Consider the following 17,944-nt stretch of genomic DNA (forward strand, 5'->3'; position numbering starts at 1 on the left):
GCTCCGGCCGGCTCTCGGGCCGGAGCGCGGGTCAGCCGCCTTGACGGGTGGCGGGCTTGAGCACCAGCACGGCGGTGTCACCCGCGACCTGTGCGAGCCGCAGGTCGACGTCGCCGATGCGGCCCGGCCTGCTCGTGCTGATCGTCACCGCTCCCCTGACCCGGCAGCGGTCGTTGTAACAGCTCCGGCTGATGCTGATGTTCACACCGTCGACGACCGTCGAGGTGCCGGTGAAGGCGAGCCTGACGGCGTCTCCCCGCAGGCCCACCACGGTGATCTCGTCCACGCCCAGCCTCGGGTCGATCGGGATGGCGTCCCCCTCACGCACCCGCGCCTCGCAGTCGCCGTCCCGGCACCCGGCGAGGTCGGTCGGCGTCGCCGACGGGCTGGGCACCGGCGCCGGCGTGGGCGTCGCGGACGGACTGGGCGAGACCGGGGCGAGAGTGACCGACCGGCTCACCGGCACCGCGGCGAACGACCGCGCCGGAGCCTCGCCGCAGCCGGCGAGGAGCGCGGTCACCGACCCGGCGGCGAGCACGAGGCGAGCGTAAGGGCTGGACGCGATGGTCGTCGTACGCATTGTTTCCCCGATTGCCAGAGACGGATTCGCCCGGCGGGAGCCGCTCGAATAAGCGGCTCCCCTGACGCGTGAACGTGAATCCACGCGCCGACGAATGCCTTCCCCACATCAGGCCAGGTCAACCGCGCTCGAATCCCGAACCCCGCTCATTTCCGCACAGCCGCCGGCGTTTCCGGAGGGGTAATACCGCGAAAATCACACCGATTTCCGCATTTCACCCACCAGCGGTTCTCGCGCACAATTCACCGGAAGCCGCCGAATTCGAAATCCTGCGGCGCGGTTCTGCCGCAGGCGGGCGCCGGCCCATGGCGATGCCGCCCGTGCGGCTCGCCCCGGGCCGTCAGCATCGTCCCCGGCCGTTACGGCGTAGCACAAGGTCACCGGTCACCGCGCCGTCGCCGCACGGTCGTCGCACCGTCACTTCACGCCGGCCTCGCGCATGTCGCGGACCTCCCGCTTGAGCTCCTTGATCTCGTCGCGCAACCGGGCCGCCACCTCGAACTGCAGGTCGGCGGCGGCGTTGTGCATCTGCTCGGTCAGCGACTCGATCAGCGACTCCAGCTGGGCACGCGGCATCTCCCCCGCGATCGCCTTGGCGTGCTGGCCCGCGCCGCGGGACGCGAGGCCCGGCACCGGCGCCTTGCCGCGCGACTGCTGCCGCCCGGCGCCGCCGAGAAGCTGCGCGGTGTCGGCGTCCTCGCGGACGAGGCTGTCCAGGATGTCGGCGATCTTCTTGCGCAGCGGCTGCGGGTCGATGCCGTGCGCCTCGTTGTAGGCGATCTGCTTGGCCCGGCGCCGGTTGGTCTCCTCGATCGCCCGCTCCATGCTGGGCGTGATCTTGTCGGCGTACATGTGAACCTGGCCGGACACGTTGCGGGCCGCGCGGCCGATCGTCTGGATGAGCGAGGTCTCCGAGCGCAGGAAGCCCTCCTTGTCGGCGTCGAGGATCGACACCAGCGACACCTCGGGCAGGTCGAGGCCCTCACGCAGCAGGTTGATGCCGACGAGCACGTCGAACTCGCCCATGCGCAGCTCGCGCAGCAGCTCGATGCGGCGCAGCGTGTCGACCTCGCTGTGCAGGTAGCGGACCCGGATGCCGTTGTCGAGCAGGTAGTCGGTGAGGTCCTCGGCCATCTTCTTGGTCAGCGTGGTGACCAGGACCCGCTCGTCCCGCTCCGCCCGGACCCTGATCTCCTCCATGAGGTCGTCGATCTGGCCCTTGGTGGGCTTGATGATCACCTCGGGGTCCACCAGACCGGTGGGGCGGATGACCTGCTCCACCACCTCGCCCTTGCTGCGGCCCAGCTCGTACGGCCCCGGCGTGGCGGACAGGTAGACGGTCTGCCCGATGCGCTCCAGGAACTCCTCCCACTTGAGCGGGCGGTTGTCCATCGCCGACGGCAGGCGGAACCCGTGGTCGACCAGCGTCCGCTTGCGCGAGGCGTCGCCCTCGTACATCGCGCCGATCTGGGGGACGGTCTGGTGCGACTCGTCCAGCACGAGCAGGAAGTCGTCGGGGAAGAAGTCGAGCAGCGTGTGCGGCGGGCTGCCCGCCTCGCGGCCGTCGATGTGCCGCGAGTAGTTCTCGATCCCGGCGCAGGTGCCGACCTGGCGCATCATCTCGATGTCATAGGTGGTGCGCATGCGCAGCCGCTGGGCCTCCAGCAGCTTGCCCTGCCGCTCCAGGTCGGCGAGCCGCTCGGCGAGCTCCGCCTCGATGCCGGCGATGGCCCGCTCCATCCGCTCGGGACCGGCCACGTAGTGGGAGGCGGGGAAGATGTGCAGCTCGTCGTCCTCGCCGACGACCTCGCCGGTCAGCGGGTGCAGCGTCGCCAGCTTCTCGATCTCGTCGCCGAACATCTCGATGCGGACGGCCAGCTCCTGGTAGACCGGGATGACCTCGACCGTGTCGCCGCGCACCCGGAACGTGCCCCGGGTGAAGGACAGGTCGTTGCGGGTGTACTGCATGTCGACCAGCCGCCGCAGCAACTGGTCGCGCTCGATCTGCTGGCCGACCTTGAGCCCGACCATCCGGTCGACGTACTCCTGCGGGGTGCCCAGGCCGTAGATGCAGGAGACGGAGGCGACCACCACCACGTCGCGGCGCGACACCAGCGACCAGGTCGCCGAGTGGCGCAGCCGCTCGACCTCCTCGTTGATCGAGGAGTCCTTCTCGATGTAGGTGTCGCTCTGCGGGACGTACGCCTCGGGCTGGTAGTAGTCGTAGTACGACACGAAGTATTCGACCGCGTTGTTCGGCAGCATCTCGCGCAGTTCGTTGGCGAACTGGGCGGCGAGCGTCTTGTTCGGCTGCATCACCAGCGTCGGGCGTTGCACCCGCTCGATGAGCCACGCCACCGTCGCGGTCTTGCCGGTGCCGGTCGCGCCGAGCAGGACCGTGTCCTTCTCCCCGGCCCTGACCCGGCGCTCCAGCTCCGCGATCGCCGTGGGCTGGTCGCCGGACGGCGTCATGTCGGTGACGACCTGGAAGGGCGCGACCTTCCGCTTCAGGTCCGTCATGGATGTCATCGGCCGCTCAGCTCCTCACTCGCCCCGTCCACCGGTGCGGGCGGCCACACAGACGCGCGCCCGCTCCGGTTCACCTCCATAACCTACGCTCGGCGACCGACAATTCCGGCCCCGATGCCCGCTCCGTTCATCGCTTCCTGGCCGCCGCGCCCTGGTCGGCGAACCCTTTGCCGGACCATGACCCTGTCGTTACGATCGAGTCGGGGGCCGACACTGACGGGATGGCGGGGCTGACCTATGGCGGGGTTGCGGAGTGCCGTCGGCCGGTCGCTCGCGTGGGCGGCCAAGAACGTCGACGGGGCCATCGCCCTCGTGCTGGCCGTGGCGGTGGGCGTGCTCGGCGTGCTGCCCGACAAGGTGATCCCCGACGAGGTGAAGTCGCAACTGGTCAGCGGCACCACGCTGGTCGTCCTGGCCCTGGTCGCGACCGCGCTGCTGCGTGACCGGGTCCGGCAGGAGCCCGTCGAGGAGGCCATGCACGCCACCTCCGGCGTCCTCGCGCGGCTGCCCGAGCGCCTGGACCGCCTCGACGAACTGGAGGACCTGGTCGCGGGCACCCGCCGGGCTTTGGAGGACATGGCGGTCATCCGCATCCTGGGCAGCCAGCACGAGATCGCGCAGGCGCACGCGGACGCCCGGAGGGGCACCGACCGCTGGACGTTCAAGGGCGGCACCGGCACCTACATGCGCGCCGTCACGCTGCCCGAGTGCGTGGCCGCCGCGCGGCGCGAGAAGCGGCACCTCACGGTACGCCTGGAGATCATCGACCCGACGGACGAGGCGGTGTGCGAGAGCTACGCGCACTACCGCAGGTCGCTGTCGGACCGCCCGGATGGCACCGGTGAGCTGTGGACGACCGACCGGGCCAGGAAGGAGTCGTACGCGAGCGTCCTGGCCGCGTTCTGGTATCGCCAGCGGTACGGCCTGCTCGACATCGCGGTGGGGCTCACGCCGGTCATGACGACCTTCCGCTGGGACATGTCCGGCCGCTCCCTGATCATGACGTCCGAGGACCCCAACCGGGCCATCATCGCCTTCAGCGGCTCGTTCTTCTACGAGAGCTGCGGCACCGAGCTGCGCACGAGCTTCGAGCAGGCCCGCCGCGTGGCGATCGACCGCTACCGGTCGGTGCCGCTGAGCGACGAGCCGACCGTCGAGGAGGTCCGCAGGCTGTTCGACCGCGTCGACCTCCCCCTGCCCAAGTCGTTCACCGACCGCGACGTGGTCGAGGTCACCCGCAAGGCGCTGCGCGCCAAGGATCCGTACGCGCCATGAGGTACGGGGACGTGTCCGACGTGCTCGCCGGTGGGAGCGCCCGCGAGTGGGCCCTCGGCGTGCTCGGCGAGATCGCAGAGGGCGGCTCGCGCGGCTCGCGCGGCTCGGGCGTGCGGGGTGTGCGGCATCCGCTGGGGTTCCTCTGCCTGCCGCTGGTCCGCGAGGGAGACCTCGGGGTGTGCGTGCACGTGTGGACCGCCGGCGCCCGGCGCGCCCGCAGCACCACCTCCCAGGTCCACTGCCACAGCTGGGACCTGGTCAGCCACGTCCTGTACGGCCAGGTGCGCAACGTCCACGCCGTGGTGACCGACACCACCCGGTCCCCCACCCACCGCGTCTTCGAGGTGGTCAGCACCCCGTCGGGCGACGTCGTCCGCCCCACCCCGAGGACCGTGACGTACGCCCCGGGACGCGCCGAGCTGTTCGGCGCCGGGGACACCTACACGCTGGTCGCGGGCGCCTTCCACAGCAGCGTCATCCCCGAGGACGGCGAGGCCGCCACGGTGGCGCTCGGCCGCGGCCGGCCGGGCCTGGGCGACCTGTCGCTCGGGCCGCTCGCCACGCCCCTCCACCACGTCAGGCGGGAACGCCTCGACGTCGCCGAGACCGCACGTGCCGCCGAGCTGGCCAGGAGGAGCCTGTGGACCTCGAACACGCCAGGCGGGTAGCCGTCGAGGCCGCCCTGGCCGCCGGGGCCGTGCTGCGCGAGAGCGCGCCGGGAGCGGTCGCCGTCCACCACAAGGGCGGGTCGGGCGACGTCGTGACCGACCTCGACCTGGCCGCGGAGAAGCTGATCCTCGACCGCATTCGGGCCGAGTTCCCCTCCCACCGGATCGTGGCCGAGGAGTCGGGCGTCCACGGCGGCGACCGTACGGACGGCGGATGGACCTGGCTGGTCGACCCCCTCGACGGGACGAACAACGTGGCGATCGGCCTTCCCGCGTACGTCGTGGGCCTGGCGCTGTGCGCGGACGCCCGCCCGGTGCTCGGGGTGGTCCACGAGCCGCTCTCCGGCCGCACCTGGTCGGCCGTCAGCGGGGCCGGGGCCCGCGGGCCGGCGGGGCCGCTGACCGGGCCGCCGCGCCGCGACCTCCGGCACGGGCCGGTGCTGGCCTGGACGCAGGGCCACGGGGTCTCGCGGAGCGACCCGGCGGCACGGTCGTTGAAGATGACGATGGACGCCCGCGCCCGGCGGGTGCTCCAGCTCTGGGCTCCGCTGCTGTGCTGGGCGATGCTCGCCCGCGGCGACATCGACGGCATGATCGGCTACCGCGCGGAGGGTCTCGACCTGCCCGCCGGGGCCCTGATCGCCCGGGAGGCGGGGGTGGAGATCCGCGGTCTCGACGGCGGGCCGTTCGAGGCGTCCGCCGAGGGGCCGCCCGAGGACCGCAGCTTCGTCGCCGCGCCGCCCGCCCTGGTCGGGGACCTGCTCGACCTGGTCGCCGAGGCCCGTCGTCTGGCGCCCGCCCTGCCGCCGCTCTGACTCGCCGCAGACCCGGGGTCAGTCGTCGAGGCCGCGCGCGGCGAGCGCCTCGCCCAGCGCGTCGGCGTGCCGCAGGGCGCCCACGACCAGCGGGACGGCGAAGGCGCGCGGGCTCCGCTCGACCCCTCTGGCGCGCTGCGCCTCCCGCACCCGGGTGACCAGATCCGCGATCACCGGCACGCTGCGCAGTGTGAGGGACAGCAGCAGCGACAGGCGGAACGGATCGAGGCCGGCGAACCTGGCGGGGGCGAGGCAGCGCTCCAGGCAGGCCATGAGGGCGCTGGTGCGGGTCGTGAGGGTGACCAGCCCGGCCAGGGCGACGGCGAGCACGACCCGGAGCGTGGAGGACGCCGCCGTGGGCAGGTCCGCGAACACCAGCTGCACGCCGAACAGTGCCACGGCGAACCAGCGAACGGGCCGCACCTGCGCCCAGGCGGCGGCGAGCCCGACCCCGGAGACGGCGTACAGCAGCACCACGGCGGCCGCGGCGCCCGCCAGCGCCGCGGGCGAGCGCAGCAGCAGGAGCGCCGTGCAGGACACGGCGAGCCCGGCGAGCTTGGCCCCGGCGGGCAGCCGGTGCAGGAGCGAACCGCCGGGCACGTAGGCGCCGGTGAGCCCGCTCACGCCATCATCTTCCTGTAGTGGCCGATCGCGGCGGCGGGCTCGGCGTCGGCGACGATCCGCCCCTCGTCGATCACGATCACGCGGTCGAAGTCCTCCAGCAGCGGGAGATCGTGGGTCACCACGACCACCTGCTGCGGAAGGGTCCGGAGCAGCGCGGCGACCTGCCGGGAGTGGCGAAGGTCGAGCAGCGTGGTCGGCTCGTCCATGACCAGGATCTCCGGTTCGAGCACCAGGACCGAGCAGAGGGCGAGCAGTTGCTTCTGGCCGCCGGACAGGTGATGCGCGGGGTGGTCGGCGTGCTCCCCCAGGCCGTACCTCTCCAGGACCTCCCGCACCCGGCGCTCGACCTCCTCGCGCGCCAGCCCCTTGCGGCGCAGCGAGAAGGCCACGTCCTCGGCCACCGTGGGCATCACGATCTGCGCGTCCGGGTCGGTGAACAGGAACCCCACGCCGCGCCTGATCCGGGCCGCGTGGCGGCGGGTGTCGAGCCCGGACACCGTCACCGTGCCCGAGGACGGCAGGACCAGGCCGTTGACGAGGCGGGCGAGCGTGCTCTTGCCCGAGCCGTTGGCCCCGACCACGCCCACGCGGCGCTCGGTCAGCGAGGCCGTGACGCCGCGCAGCACCTCCCGCTGCCCGAGCCGCACATGGACGTCCTCCAGCCGGATCACTCACACCACCTCGAACAGGGCGGCGATCCCGAGACCGCCGCCGACCGCGACCGCCGCCAGGCCCAGCGTCCCGGAAGGCGCCCCGAGGAGCCGGCTGAACAGGCGAGTCACCACCACCGCTCCGCTCGCACCCCAGGGATGGCCGAGGGCGAGCGCGCCGCCGTCCGCGCACACGCGGCCGGCGTCCGCGCCGAGGGGATCGAGGCCGAGCGCGTCGGTGACCGCGAGCACCTGCGCCGCGAACGCCTCCACGATCTCCACCGCCGCCACCCTCTCCAGGTCCGCTCCAGTCCGCCGCAGCACACGCCGTACGGCGGGCACCGGCCCCCACCCGGGAAGCGCGGGGTCGCAGCCGGCGACGGCGCCGGCCAGCAGGCGCAGACCGGGCAGCCCGGCCGCCGCGCGCAGCCGCTCGGGCACGACCGCGACGGCGGCGGCGCCGTCGCTCACGGGGGAGGAGTTGCCGGCCGTCACCGTACCCCCCGGCACGAACGCGGCGGGCAGCCGGGCCAGCGACTGCGGCCGCAGCACGCGCGGGCGCTGGTCGTCCGTCCGGCCGCCGACGGGGACGATCTCGCGAGTGAACCGTCCGGCCTCCCGGGCGGCCAGCGCCCGCGCGTGGCTCCGGCAGGCGTACGCGTCCTGGCGCTCCCTGGTCACGCCGCGCGCGGCGGCGAGCGCCTCGGCGGCCGGGCCCATGTCCGGGTCCGGGTGCCCCTCCGGGGCGAACGGCGCGCGCTCGTACGGCACGCCCGGCTCGCCCTCCCGCCGGCGGACCCGCAGCGGCGCGGTGGAGGCGCTCTCGACACCCCCGGCGACGACGAGGTCCGCCTCGCCGCAGCGGACCGCCTGGGCGGCCAGCAGGATCGCGGCGAGCCCGCTGCCGCACTGCCGGTCGACGGTGACGCCGGGCACCTCGTGGCCCATCCCGGCGGCCAGCGCGCAGACCCGGGCGAGGTTGCCCCCGGGTCCCGTGCAGTTGCCCAGCACCACGTCGTCCACCGGGACGCCGAGGTGCGCCACGTCGCGGGCGACCGCCTCGATGACGGGCGCGGCGAGCCGGTCGGCCGTCAGGGTCCGGAACGCGTGGCCGGCGGTGCCGATGGGCGTGCGGCGGGCCGCCACGACGACCGCGTGCTCGTCCATGTCAGCCGAGCCGCCGCAGGCCGGGGTCGTCGCCGGCGGCGAGACGGGCGGCGACGAGGCCGCGGGCCGGCTTGCCCGTGGGGGTCCGGGGCAGCGACCCGGCCGCGTACCAGCGCCTGGGCCTTTGCGCCGGGTCGAGTTCGGCGCGCGCCGTCGCCTCCAGGGCGGCCCTCGACGCGCCCGTGCCCTCGACGACCGCCGTGACCACGGCGCCCAGGTAGGGGTGCGGCGTGCCGACCACGACCACGTCGTCCACTCCCGGCACCTTCCTGAGCACCTCCTCGACGTCCTCGGGCACCACGGTGGCGCCGCCGGTCTGGATCGCGCCGTCGCCCCGGCCGCGCAGCCGCAGGACCTCGCCGGGCCGGTGCGGCTCGGCCAGGTCGCCGACCGTCATCCAGCCGCCGTCGTCCCGCCGCAGGGGGCCGGTCGCGCCGGCCAGGTAACCCTCGCAGAGCCACGGGGAGCGCACCCACACCTCGCCCAGGGCCTGCCCGGACGGCACCCTGACGTCGATCTCGACGCCGGGGAAGGGCCGCAGCCCGGCCCCGTCGGCATCCACGGCGACGAACGACAGCTCGGTGGCGCCGTAATAGGACACCACACGCACTCCGGCCGCCGCTGCCCGGGTCCTGGTGGCGGCGTCCAGTGCGGCCCCGCCGACCACGGCCGTGCGCAGCGGGCCACCGGTTTTCTCCAGGGCGTCCAGTACGGCCGGCAGGCGGTGGGGCACCACGTGGACCACGGTGGCCCGCCGCAACTGATCCGCCAGCCCGCCCGGGGACCACCGGCCGGGGACGACAGCGGTCGCGCCCGCCGCCAGCGTGTGCACGGCGGCGAAGCCGTACAGGGAGGAAACCAGCGGGCCGGGGATCAGCACGACGTCGTCGGGGCCGATCCCGGTCAGCGCGTCCAGGTGGGCGAACGACGCGGTCCACGAGGCGCGATCGCGCACCACGGCGCGGGGCCTGCCGGTGCTGCCGGAGCTGAAGCAGGCCCAGGTGAGGTCGTCCGGCCCGGGGCGGTGCCGTACGGGCGGGCCGTCCGCCTCCGGCAGCGGGGCGTCGAAGCGGGCGGCGACCGGCACCGCGGCCATGACCTGCGCCCGTCGTTCCTCGCTCCAGGCGTGGTCGCACAGCAGCGGCGTGGCTCCCGCCAGGTCGGCGGCGAGCACGGCGACGAGCAGGGCCACCGGGTCGGCCTGGCCGGCCGCGACGAGCGCGCCGGGCCCGATGCCCTCGTCGGCCAGTCGGCGGGCGGCGCGGCCGGCCCGGGCGGCGAGTTCGGCGTAGCCGAGGTCGCCTCCGGGCCCGGACACCGCGATCCGGTCCGGGTGGGCGGCGGCGTGCCGCATGACCTGCGCGGCTACCGGCACGGGCGCGTCACCGCCCTCCTGCCCGCAGCCGCTCGCGGTGCACCGCGGGGACCGCGTCGGGGTAGGCCCGCTGGGTGCCCCGCGCCACGATCGACGCCAGCACCGCCTTGGCCAGGTCGCCGGGCAGGAAGGCCGCGCTGAGCAGCGCGGTCTTGCCCAGGGACAGCCCGGTGACCAGGGCCTGCACGGGGATGCCGCACAGGTAGACCACGCCGACGCCGCCGGCGAGGCAGGCGGCCACCAGCCGCACCGTGGACGGCGTGCGTCCGCCGCGTTCGACGATCCACCCGGTCAGGGCCGCGCCGGGAAGCCAGCCGATCAGGAAGCCGGCCGAGGGCCCGGTGAAGACGCCGAGCCCGCCGCGTCCACCGGCCAGCAGGGGCAGTCCCGCGGCGACCAGCACGAGCAGGACCACGATGGCGAGGGCGGAGCGCCACGTGCCGAGGATCGCCCCGGCGAGCATGACGCCGAGTGTCTGCAACGTGATCGGCACCGCGTCGCCGAAGATGTTCAGCGCGCCCGGCATGCCGAGCACGGCGATCAGCGCGGCGAAGACGCTGACCCTGGCGACGTCCGCCGCGGGGAAGCGCCGCCGAGGCGGACTCTGTTCATCTGTCACGGATCGATCCCATACCAAGACGCTCCGTTCGGCGCATGAGGAAACCCACAACTTTTCGCCGTGTCGTTCTCAGCGCCGCCCATAGCCGGGCGGCTGCGGCTCAGGCCGTGAGGATCAGGACGGTCACCGTCGCGGCGAGGCCGGTCACGGCGAGGCCCGCGCCGGTGGCGACGAACTTGGCCAGCGGCACCCGCACGTCCCCCCGCCGGCACCACTCGAACCACAGCAGCGTCGCGAGCGAGCCCCAGGGCGTGATCACCGGGCCCAGGTTGGTGCCCGCGAGCAGCGACAGCAACTGCGTGTGGTTGGCCGCGGGGACGACCTGCTCGCCCGCGACGTACGCCGGGAGGTTGTTGAGCACGTTGGACAGCGCGGCTCCGGCGGCGGCCGCGCGGTAGGCGCCGTCCCCGTCGCCGCCCACGCCGACGAGCGCGCGCATCACGTCCGCCAGGCCGAGGCGGCTGAGCGCCGGGACCACGAGGAACAGCCCGGTGACGAAGACCAGCAGCCGCCAGGGGATCAGGCCCCACACGAGCTTCGCGCGGTCGCGCCAGGCGAAGGCGGCGACCACCGCGACCGCCGCGACGAGGGCCGCGACGCCGATCTCCACGCCCGCCAGGAGCGCGGCGATGAACAGCAGGCACGCCACCCCCGCGACGCCGAACAGCACCCGGTCGGCCACCGGCACCGGAGGCGGCGGCACGTAGCGGTCCTCGCCCCGCTCGCCACGCCGCCAGTAGAACGCCCACAGGAACGCCATCGTCACCGCGATCGACACGGCCTGGGGCGCCCACATCCGCGCGGCGAACTCCTGCGTGGTCAGCGCGACCCGGTTCATGGCGAGCAGGTTCGTGAGGTTGGAGACCGGCAGCAGCAGGCTCGCGGTGTTGGCCAGCCAGACCGTGGTCATCACGAGCGGCAGCGGCGCGATCTTCGCGCGCGGCGCAAGGGCCAGCATGACCGGCGTCAGCAGCACGGCGGTCGTGTCCAGGTTCAGGAAGATCGTGACCAGCGAGGCGAAGGCCGTGCAGAGCAGGAAGAGAACGGCGTAGCTCCCCCGGCCGACGATCGCGATGCGGGTCGCGATGACGTCGAAGACCTGCGCCTCCTTGGTCAGCTCCGCCAGCACGATCACCGCGCCGAGGAACAGCAGCAGGGGGGCGATGCGTTCGACGCTGTCCCTGGCCTCCTCGGCCGGCAGCAGGCCGGTGGCCACGAAGACCAGGCCCGCCGCGAGCAGCCCGAACCTGATCCAGTCGAGAACGCTCAGTCTCCGCAGCCCGGTCGCCACGCGCACACCCTATCTCGCGGCCCCCGAGATGATCGAACCCCTCCAAACCGTCGGTGGCAGCGTGAATACTGAGCCCATGACGCACACGGGGCGGGGGGACGCGCGGACCGAGATCTTCGTCAGCTACTCCCCCGCCGACGAGCGGTGGGCGACGTGGATCGCGTGGCAACTCGAAGCCGCCGGCTATCGCACGATGCTGCAGGCGTGGGACTTCGTGCCGGGCACCAACTTCATCGACTTCATGGACCGCGGGGTCAGCGAGGCCGACCTGGTCGTCGCGGTGCTCACCCGCAACTACCTGGGCTCCCGGTACGGCAGGCTCGAATGGCAGGCGGCGCTGCGCGCCGATCCCGACAACCCGTCCAACAAGCTCGTGACGGTGCGGCTGGAGGACTGCCCGCTCGACGGCCTGCTGTCCACGATCACCTGGGTGGACCTCCTCGGCGTGACCGACCCCGGCGAGGCGCGGCGGCTGCTGCTGACCCGGATCCGGCAGGCGCTGGCCGGCCGGGCCAAGCCGGCCGAGCCGCCCCGGTTCCCGGCGGGGCCGGGCGCGCACGCGCTCCAGCCGCCCGCCGACCCCGCGCCCCCGGCCGTACGGGTGCCCCGGGCCCGGCGCACCCCGGCGGCCGAGCCGGTGTTCCCGACGGCCGAGCGCGCGGGCGGCGCCTCCTCGGTGACCGTGCTGCACGTCGCCGGGCCGCGGTTCGGGCGCGGCCTCGCCGAGGCGGACGAGCCGCTCGACGCGGGCGAGCTGCAGGCGAGCGTGTGGGCCGACCTGACCCGGCTGGCCGACGCCGGGGTGCCCAGGCCCGATCTCCTGGTGGTGACCGGCGACCTCACCGAGTCGGGCAGCATCCGCGAGTGCGAGCAGGCGCTGGCGTTCCTCACCGGGCTGCGCGTGCTGCTGGGGCTGGAGCCCGGACGGCTGGTGGTCGTCCCCGGGCCGCGCGATGTCACCAAGGCGGCCTGCCGGGCCTACTTCGCGACCTGCGAGGCCGACGACGTGCGCCCGCAGCCGCCGTACTGGCCGAAGTGGCGGCACTTCTCCACGCTCTTCGGCGAGCTCTACCAGGGCCTCGACGGCCCGGCCTTCGACAGCGCCCAGCCGTGGACGCTGTTCGAGCTGCCCGAGTTGCGCACGGTCGTCGCCGGGATCAACTCCACGATCGCGATGAGCCACCGTGAGGAGGACGACTACGGCTTCGTCGGCGAGGCCCAGGCGGCGTGGTTCGCCGAGCGGCTGCGGCCGTTCGAGGGCTGGCTGCGGATCGGCGTCGTCGCCCATCCCCCGCGTCCCGGCCTGCGTGACGCCGCCACCCTGGAACGGCTGCTCGGATCCCGGCTCGACCTGCTCGTCCACGGGCGGGCCCCCCGGGGCGGCGGCCCGGAGGAGGTCTGGGATCTGGAGGGGCTGCCGTGCGTGCCCGCGCTCGCCCCGGGCCGTCACCAGATCCTCCAGGTCACGCCCGAGGGGCTGCGCCGGTGGACCCGCGACCGGCCGGAGCTGGGCGACCCCGAGGTCCTGCCGTACGGCTGGCGCGGCTGGCGGCCGGAGACCCCCGCCGTGGCGGCTCCCGAGCCGCCGGCGCGGGAGCCGGAGGAGCCGGCGGGCCCGGCCGACCTGCTGCTCGACCGGATCGCCGAGGTCTGCGAGACCCGCTTCGAGCGGGCCAAGATCCGCCGCGTCGCCGGCGACCCGCCGCGCCTGCTCGTCACCCACCCCGAGGACGGGTTCGTCCGGCAGGTCCTGATCGGCGCGCACGCCGGGGAGCTGAACCAGGATCGCGTCGAGGCGTTCCTCGGTCACGTCCATGCGGCGGGGCTGGAGCACGCCGCCGAGCTGGTCTACCAGGGGCCGCAACCGTCCCGGACCTTACGCGACGACGCGCTGCGGCGCGGGCTGCGGCTGCGCAGCTTCACCGAGTTCCAGGGGCTGCTCGACCTGTCGTCGTACGTGGCCGGGCAGACGGCCAGGCTGCGCGGCGACCGCCGCTACCCGCCCGAGCTGTACGTGCCGCAGCGGTTCCGGGAGCTCGACCGGACCGGCGGCGAGGTGCGCGACGATCTGACCGACGAGCTGATGCGGCTGCTCGCGGCCGACCACGGGCGGTTCGTGCTCGTGCTCGGCGACTTCGGCCGGGGCAAGACGTTCTCACTGCGCGAGGTGGCCAGGCGCATCCCCGCCGAGCTGCCACACCTCACGCCGATCCTGATCGAGCTGCGCGCCCTCGACAAGGCGCACTCGGTCGCCGGGCTGGTCGCGGCGCACCTCGCCAACCACGGCGAGGAGCTGATCGACCTCAAGGCGTTCCACTACATGCTGCGCCAGGGCCGCATCGTGCTGCTGTTCGACGGCTTCGACGAACTGGTCACCCGCGTGACGTACGAGCGGGCGGCCGACCACCTCGACACCCTGCTGCGCGCGGCGGAGGACAAGGCGAAGATCGTCGTGGCCGGGCGCACCCAGCACTTCAAGTCGCGCAGCCAGGTGATGACCGCGCTCGGGGAGAAGGTCGGCCTGCTGCCGAACCGCCGGGTGCTCAGCATCGAGGAGTTCACCGAGGAGCAGATCCGCGCCTACCTGGTCAACCGGTACGGCTCGCAGGAGGCGGCCGACGACCGGATGGCCCTGCTCACGGGCATCGCCGACCTGCTCGGCCTGGCGCACAACCCCCGCATGCTCAGCTTCATCGCCGACCTGCCCGCAGAAAGGCTGCGTGCCGTCGCCCGGGCCGGGGAGGCGATCAGCGCCGCCGGTCTCTACCAGGAGATCCTCGACACGTGGCTGGCCTTCGAGGAGGAGCGCGTGCGCGGCGTGGCCGGAGCTCCCGGCGGGCTGACCCGTGAGGAGCTGTGGCGGGCCGCGACCACGCTCGCGCTGCGGCTGTGGGAGACCGGCGAGACCTACCTGCGGCCGGCGGAGCTGGCCGAGGTCGCCGACACGCTCACCGGCCTGGCCGCCGACACGCAGAACCTCGTGCCGTACGGACCGGGGCCCGGTTCCGAGCAGGCGGAGCGGACAGGCCCGGCCGACGCGGACGGCGCCGGGACCACCGGAGGACAGGGGTTCCCGGGAGGGCAGGGGGCCGCGGGAGGGCAGGGGGCCTCGCGGCTGACGCCCGAGCAGGCCGCGCACGCCGTCGGGGCCGGCAGCCTGCTGGTCCGCACGGACGAGGGATTGTTCGGGTTCATCCACGCCTCGGTGGTGGAGTGGCTGGTGGCCCGGCACCTCGCGGAGTCGCTCCACGCCGGCCACGCGCCGGGGCTCGGCCTGCGGCCGTTGTCGGCGCTGGCCGTCGACTTCCTGTGCGACCTGGCCGACGCCTCGCGGCTGCAGGCGTGGGCGGCCCGCACGCTCGCCTCCCCCGCCGCCGCCGACGTCGCACGGGCCAACGCCATCAAGGTGACCACCCGGCTGCGCACCTCGGCCAGGACCGACCTGCGCGGCGCCCGGCTCAGCGGGGAGGACCTGTCGTACCGCGAGCTGCAGGGCGTGGACCTCACCGGTGCCGACCTGACCGACACCCGGCTCGTCGGGGCCGACCTGTCCCACGCGGTGCTCAGGGACGCCCGGCTGGTCGGGGCGCGCCTGGACGAGGCCGTGCTGGTGGGCGCCGACCTGCGCGGCGCCGACCTCACCCGGGCCCGGCTCGCCCGCGCCGACCTGCGGGACGTCGCCGTCGAGGGCAGCCGCTGGGACCGGGCCGCGCTTATCGACGTCACCGGCGTCCCCCGGGGAGCACCGGAGCTGCGCGGCGCGGCCGTGGCGCCCGCCGTCCCCGGCACGGACGGCGGCCAGGTCGGCGCCGAGCTGGCCCCCGCCGTCGTCGGCGTGCCGTACGGCTACCACTTCGAGAGCAGCCGCCTGCCCGAACCGGTCGCCTACCACCCCGACGGCGGCGTGCTCGCCCTGGGCGGGGAGGACGGCGGCGTGCTGGTCTGCGACAGCGTCACAGGGTCCGCCCTGCGCACGCTGCAGGGCCACCGGGGCCGCGTCTACAAGGTCGCCTACGGCGAGGCCGGGCTGGTGACCGGCGCGAGCGACGGGACCGTCCGGGTGTGGGACCCGGCCACCGGAGAGCCGTCGCACGTCCTGCGGGGCCATCCCGAGGGGGTGTGGCCCGTGCTGACCTCCGGCGACCTGGTCGCGGCCGGCGGCGCGGACGGGATCATGCGGGTCTGGGCGTCCGGGGAGCTCGCATGGGAGCTGCCGGGCCACACCGCCCCGATCTACACGGCCGTGTTCCTGCCGGGGCTGCTGGTGACCGGCGACAGCGCGGGGGCGATCCGCGTGTGGGACCTCGACACCGGGCAGGTGCGCCACCACCTCCACGGCCACAGCGGAGCCGTCTACCGCCTGGTCCTCAGCCCCGACGGCACCCGCCTGGCCGCCGGCGACGGCCAGGGCGTGCTGCGCATCTGGGACCCCCGCACGGGCGCCGCGCTGCACGAGCTCACCGGTCACCCCGGCCGGATCTACTCCCTCGCCTTCCACCCGGAGGGCCGGCTGCTCGCCTCCGGCGACACCGAGGGAGCCGTACGGCTGTGGGACCCGGTCACGGGGGCGGCCGCCGGCAGCCTGCCCGGGCACAGCGGCGCCGTCTACCAGGTCCTGTTCGATCCCACGGGCGAGCTGCTCGCGACCGGCGACAGCGACGGGGTCGTACGGATCTGGGACCACCGCACCGGCCAGGCGCGTGCCGAGCTGACCGGGCACCGGGGCTCCGTGTGGCCGTTCGCGTTCCGCCCCGACGGCCGGCAGCTCGCGACCTGCAGCAACGACGGCACCGCCCGCCTGTGGGACCCGCACACCGGTCAGTGCGTCCAGACGCTGCGCGGCCACGGCCGCCGCATCACGTCGGTCCGCTTCTCCGCCGACGGCGGCATGCTCGCCGCCTGCGGCAACGACGGCTACGTACGGCTGTGGGACCCGGTCACGGGCCGCCGCCTGCGTTCGCTCACCGGGGCGGCCGACCGGCTGGTGTCGGCCGTGTTCAGCCCGGCCGGCCCGCTGCTGGCGACCGCGAGCAACGACGGCGGCGTCTACCTGTGGAACCCGGTGGCGGGGACGTACGAGCGCGAGCTCAACGTGGAGACCGACCACGTGTGGGCCGAGGCGTTCAGCCCCGACGGGCAACTGCTGGCCACCGCGAACGACGACGACAGCGTCCGGCTGTGGTACCGCCCCTCGGGGCGGCAGGTCGCCAACCTCGCCGGGCACCGGGGGCGGGTCAGGTCGATCGCCTTCAGCCCCGACGGCCGGCTCGTGGCCACCGGCTGCGACGACCGCAACGTGCGGCTGTGGGACGCGTCGACCGGCCAGTGGGCGGCGACGCTGAGCGGCCACGACGACCGGGTGTACGCGGTGGCCTTCTCCCCGTCGGGCGACCTGCTGGCGAGCGCGAGCAACGACGGCACCGCCCGCCTGTGGGAGGTCGCCTCGGGCGAGTGCCTGCACGTGCTCGCCGGCGGCGGGCGGCTGTGGACGGCGGCCTTCAGCCCGTCGGGCGACCTGCTGGCCACCGCCGGGGACGACCTCGCCGTCCACCTGTGGGACCCGGCCTCCGGCGCGCGCGTCGGCACCCTCGCGGGTCACGGCCGCCGGATCTGGTCGGTCGCGTTCCACCCCTCCGGGAATCTGCTCGCCAGCGCCGGGGACGACGGCGTGGTGATCCTGTGGGACGTCCCGGGACGCGAACGCCGCGCCACGCTGCTCGGCCTGCCCGAGGGATGGGCCGCGTTCTCGCCCGGCGGGCTGTACAAGCTGGAGGGCGACGTGACGGGCCAGTTCTGGTACGTGCTCGGCATGTGCCGGTTCGAGCCCGGCGAGCTGGACGAATACCTGCCCGAGGTCAGGCGGCTGGCCCTCGACGAGCCGTTCTGACGGGTGAGTGCGCCGGTCGGCGGCGGCGACGGTCGTACCGCCGCTGGTCATGCCGGCGTGGAGCCCGCAGCGGCGAGGCCGTGAGCAGGAGCCGGGTGAGGGTATCGATCACCTCGTCGTCGGAGCGGCCGGACTCCGGGTCGTCGCCGAGCAGCGCGTAGGCGAGCATCGACAGCATCCCGCCCATCGCCGCCGCGACCAGTTCCGGGTCGCCCGGGAGGGAGTGCCCCGTCTCTCTCAGGTGCTCCAGGTGCTCGCGGAGCACCCGGGTGTCCTCGATCAGGCGCCGCCAGAGCAGGCCTGCGCCGGGGCCGGCAGCCATCGCCTGTTCGAACAGGGCGATCACGATGGGCCGGTTGTCGCGCATCAGGTGCCAGACCACCGCCAGGTGCGGATCCTCTTGGGCGAGCCGGTCGTGTGCCTTGCCGTGCAGGTCGGCGAGCAGTGCTTGGAGCAACGGCTCC

General features: G+C 74.4%; 13 protein-coding genes. 4 read left to right on the plus strand and 9 right to left on the minus strand.

The annotated features are described in order from the left end of the window. Nucleotides 1-31 precede the first annotated feature (31 nt). Nucleotides 32-580 carry a hypothetical protein gene (locus Msi02_RS00665; protein WP_204046585.1) on the minus strand — a complete coding sequence of 183 codons (549 nt, stop codon included), beginning with the start codon at nucleotides 578-580 and terminating at the stop codon, nucleotides 32-34. Between the two features lie 417 nt (nucleotides 581-997). Continuing rightward, complete coding sequence (uvrB, locus tag Msi02_RS00670) at nucleotides 998-3,109, minus strand: excinuclease ABC subunit UvrB (RefSeq protein WP_204046586.1); 2,112 nt, start codon at nucleotides 3,107-3,109, stop codon at nucleotides 998-1,000. A gap of 237 nt (nucleotides 3,110-3,346) precedes the next feature. Between uvrB and Msi02_RS00675 the strand changes: the two genes are divergently transcribed. Genes Msi02_RS00675 through Msi02_RS00685 form a run of 3 tightly spaced genes read left to right on the plus strand, consistent with a single transcriptional unit; the run spans nucleotide 3,347 to nucleotide 5,867 of the window. Next, nucleotides 3,347-4,384 carry a hypothetical protein gene (locus tag Msi02_RS00675; protein ID WP_204046587.1) on the plus strand — a complete coding sequence of 346 codons (1,038 nt, stop codon included), beginning with the start codon at nucleotides 3,347-3,349 and terminating at the stop codon, nucleotides 4,382-4,384. Continuing rightward, a complete protein-coding gene (locus Msi02_RS00680; RefSeq protein WP_204046588.1) occupies nucleotides 4,381-5,052 on the plus strand; it encodes a hypothetical protein in 672 nt (223 codons plus the stop codon). Before Msi02_RS00675 ends, Msi02_RS00680 begins: the two co-directional genes overlap by 4 nt. After that, nucleotides 5,025-5,867 carry an inositol monophosphatase family protein gene (locus Msi02_RS00685; RefSeq protein WP_204046589.1) on the plus strand — a complete coding sequence of 281 codons (843 nt, stop codon included), beginning with the start codon at nucleotides 5,025-5,027 and terminating at the stop codon, nucleotides 5,865-5,867. The genes Msi02_RS00680 and Msi02_RS00685 overlap by 28 nt, the downstream gene beginning before the upstream one ends. Before the next feature lie 18 nt (nucleotides 5,868-5,885). Here Msi02_RS00685 and Msi02_RS00690 read toward each other — a convergent pair whose 3' ends face one another. The 6 genes from Msi02_RS00690 to Msi02_RS00715 form a co-directional block, all read right to left on the minus strand. Further along, nucleotides 5,886-6,491 (minus strand): energy-coupling factor transporter transmembrane component T family protein, encoded by a 606-nt coding sequence (locus Msi02_RS00690; protein ID WP_204046590.1) that lies wholly within the window; start codon nucleotides 6,489-6,491, stop codon nucleotides 5,886-5,888. Beyond that, nucleotides 6,488-7,162, minus strand: coding sequence for an energy-coupling factor ABC transporter ATP-binding protein (locus tag Msi02_RS00695; protein WP_204046591.1), 675 nt, complete (start codon nucleotides 7,160-7,162; stop codon nucleotides 6,488-6,490). Before Msi02_RS00695 ends, Msi02_RS00690 begins: the two co-directional genes overlap by 4 nt. Further along, the gene (locus Msi02_RS00700) at nucleotides 7,163-8,308 is read right to left on the minus strand and encodes a thiolase family protein (protein ID WP_204046592.1); all 1,146 of its coding nucleotides are present in this window, start codon (nucleotides 8,306-8,308) and stop codon (nucleotides 7,163-7,165) included. It lies immediately after the preceding gene. A gap of 1 nt (nucleotide 8,309) precedes the next feature. Next, the gene (locus Msi02_RS00705; RefSeq protein ID WP_204046593.1) at nucleotides 8,310-9,683 is read right to left on the minus strand and encodes an AMP-binding protein; all 1,374 of its coding nucleotides are present in this window, start codon (nucleotides 9,681-9,683) and stop codon (nucleotides 8,310-8,312) included. Between the two features lie 7 nt (nucleotides 9,684-9,690). Continuing rightward, nucleotides 9,691-10,302, minus strand: coding sequence for a biotin transporter BioY (locus tag Msi02_RS00710; protein WP_239107991.1), 612 nt, complete (start codon nucleotides 10,300-10,302; stop codon nucleotides 9,691-9,693). 100 nt (nucleotides 10,303-10,402) lie between these two features. Continuing rightward, nucleotides 10,403-11,593, minus strand: a complete 1,191-nt coding sequence (locus Msi02_RS00715) for an ArsB/NhaD family transporter (protein WP_204046595.1) — start codon at nucleotides 11,591-11,593, stop codon at nucleotides 10,403-10,405. A 76-nt stretch (nucleotides 11,594-11,669) separates the two neighbouring features. Between Msi02_RS00715 and Msi02_RS00720 the strand changes: the two genes are divergently transcribed. Beyond that, nucleotides 11,670-17,480, plus strand: coding sequence for a WD40 domain-containing protein (locus Msi02_RS00720; RefSeq protein WP_204046596.1), 5,811 nt, complete (start codon nucleotides 11,670-11,672; stop codon nucleotides 17,478-17,480). On the opposite strand, the gene Msi02_RS00725 is transcribed toward Msi02_RS00720, so the two are convergent. After that, the gene (locus Msi02_RS00725) at nucleotides 17,449-17,937 is read right to left on the minus strand and encodes a hypothetical protein (protein WP_204046597.1); all 489 of its coding nucleotides are present in this window, start codon (nucleotides 17,935-17,937) and stop codon (nucleotides 17,449-17,451) included. The two genes, Msi02_RS00720 and Msi02_RS00725, sit on opposite strands and share 32 nt — an antisense overlap. Nucleotides 17,938-17,944: the final 7 nt, after the last annotated feature.

It is taken from the genome of Microbispora siamensis, assembly GCF_016863095.1.
In the GTDB taxonomy this organism is placed as follows: Bacteria; Actinomycetota; Actinomycetes; order Streptosporangiales; family Streptosporangiaceae; genus Microbispora; species Microbispora siamensis.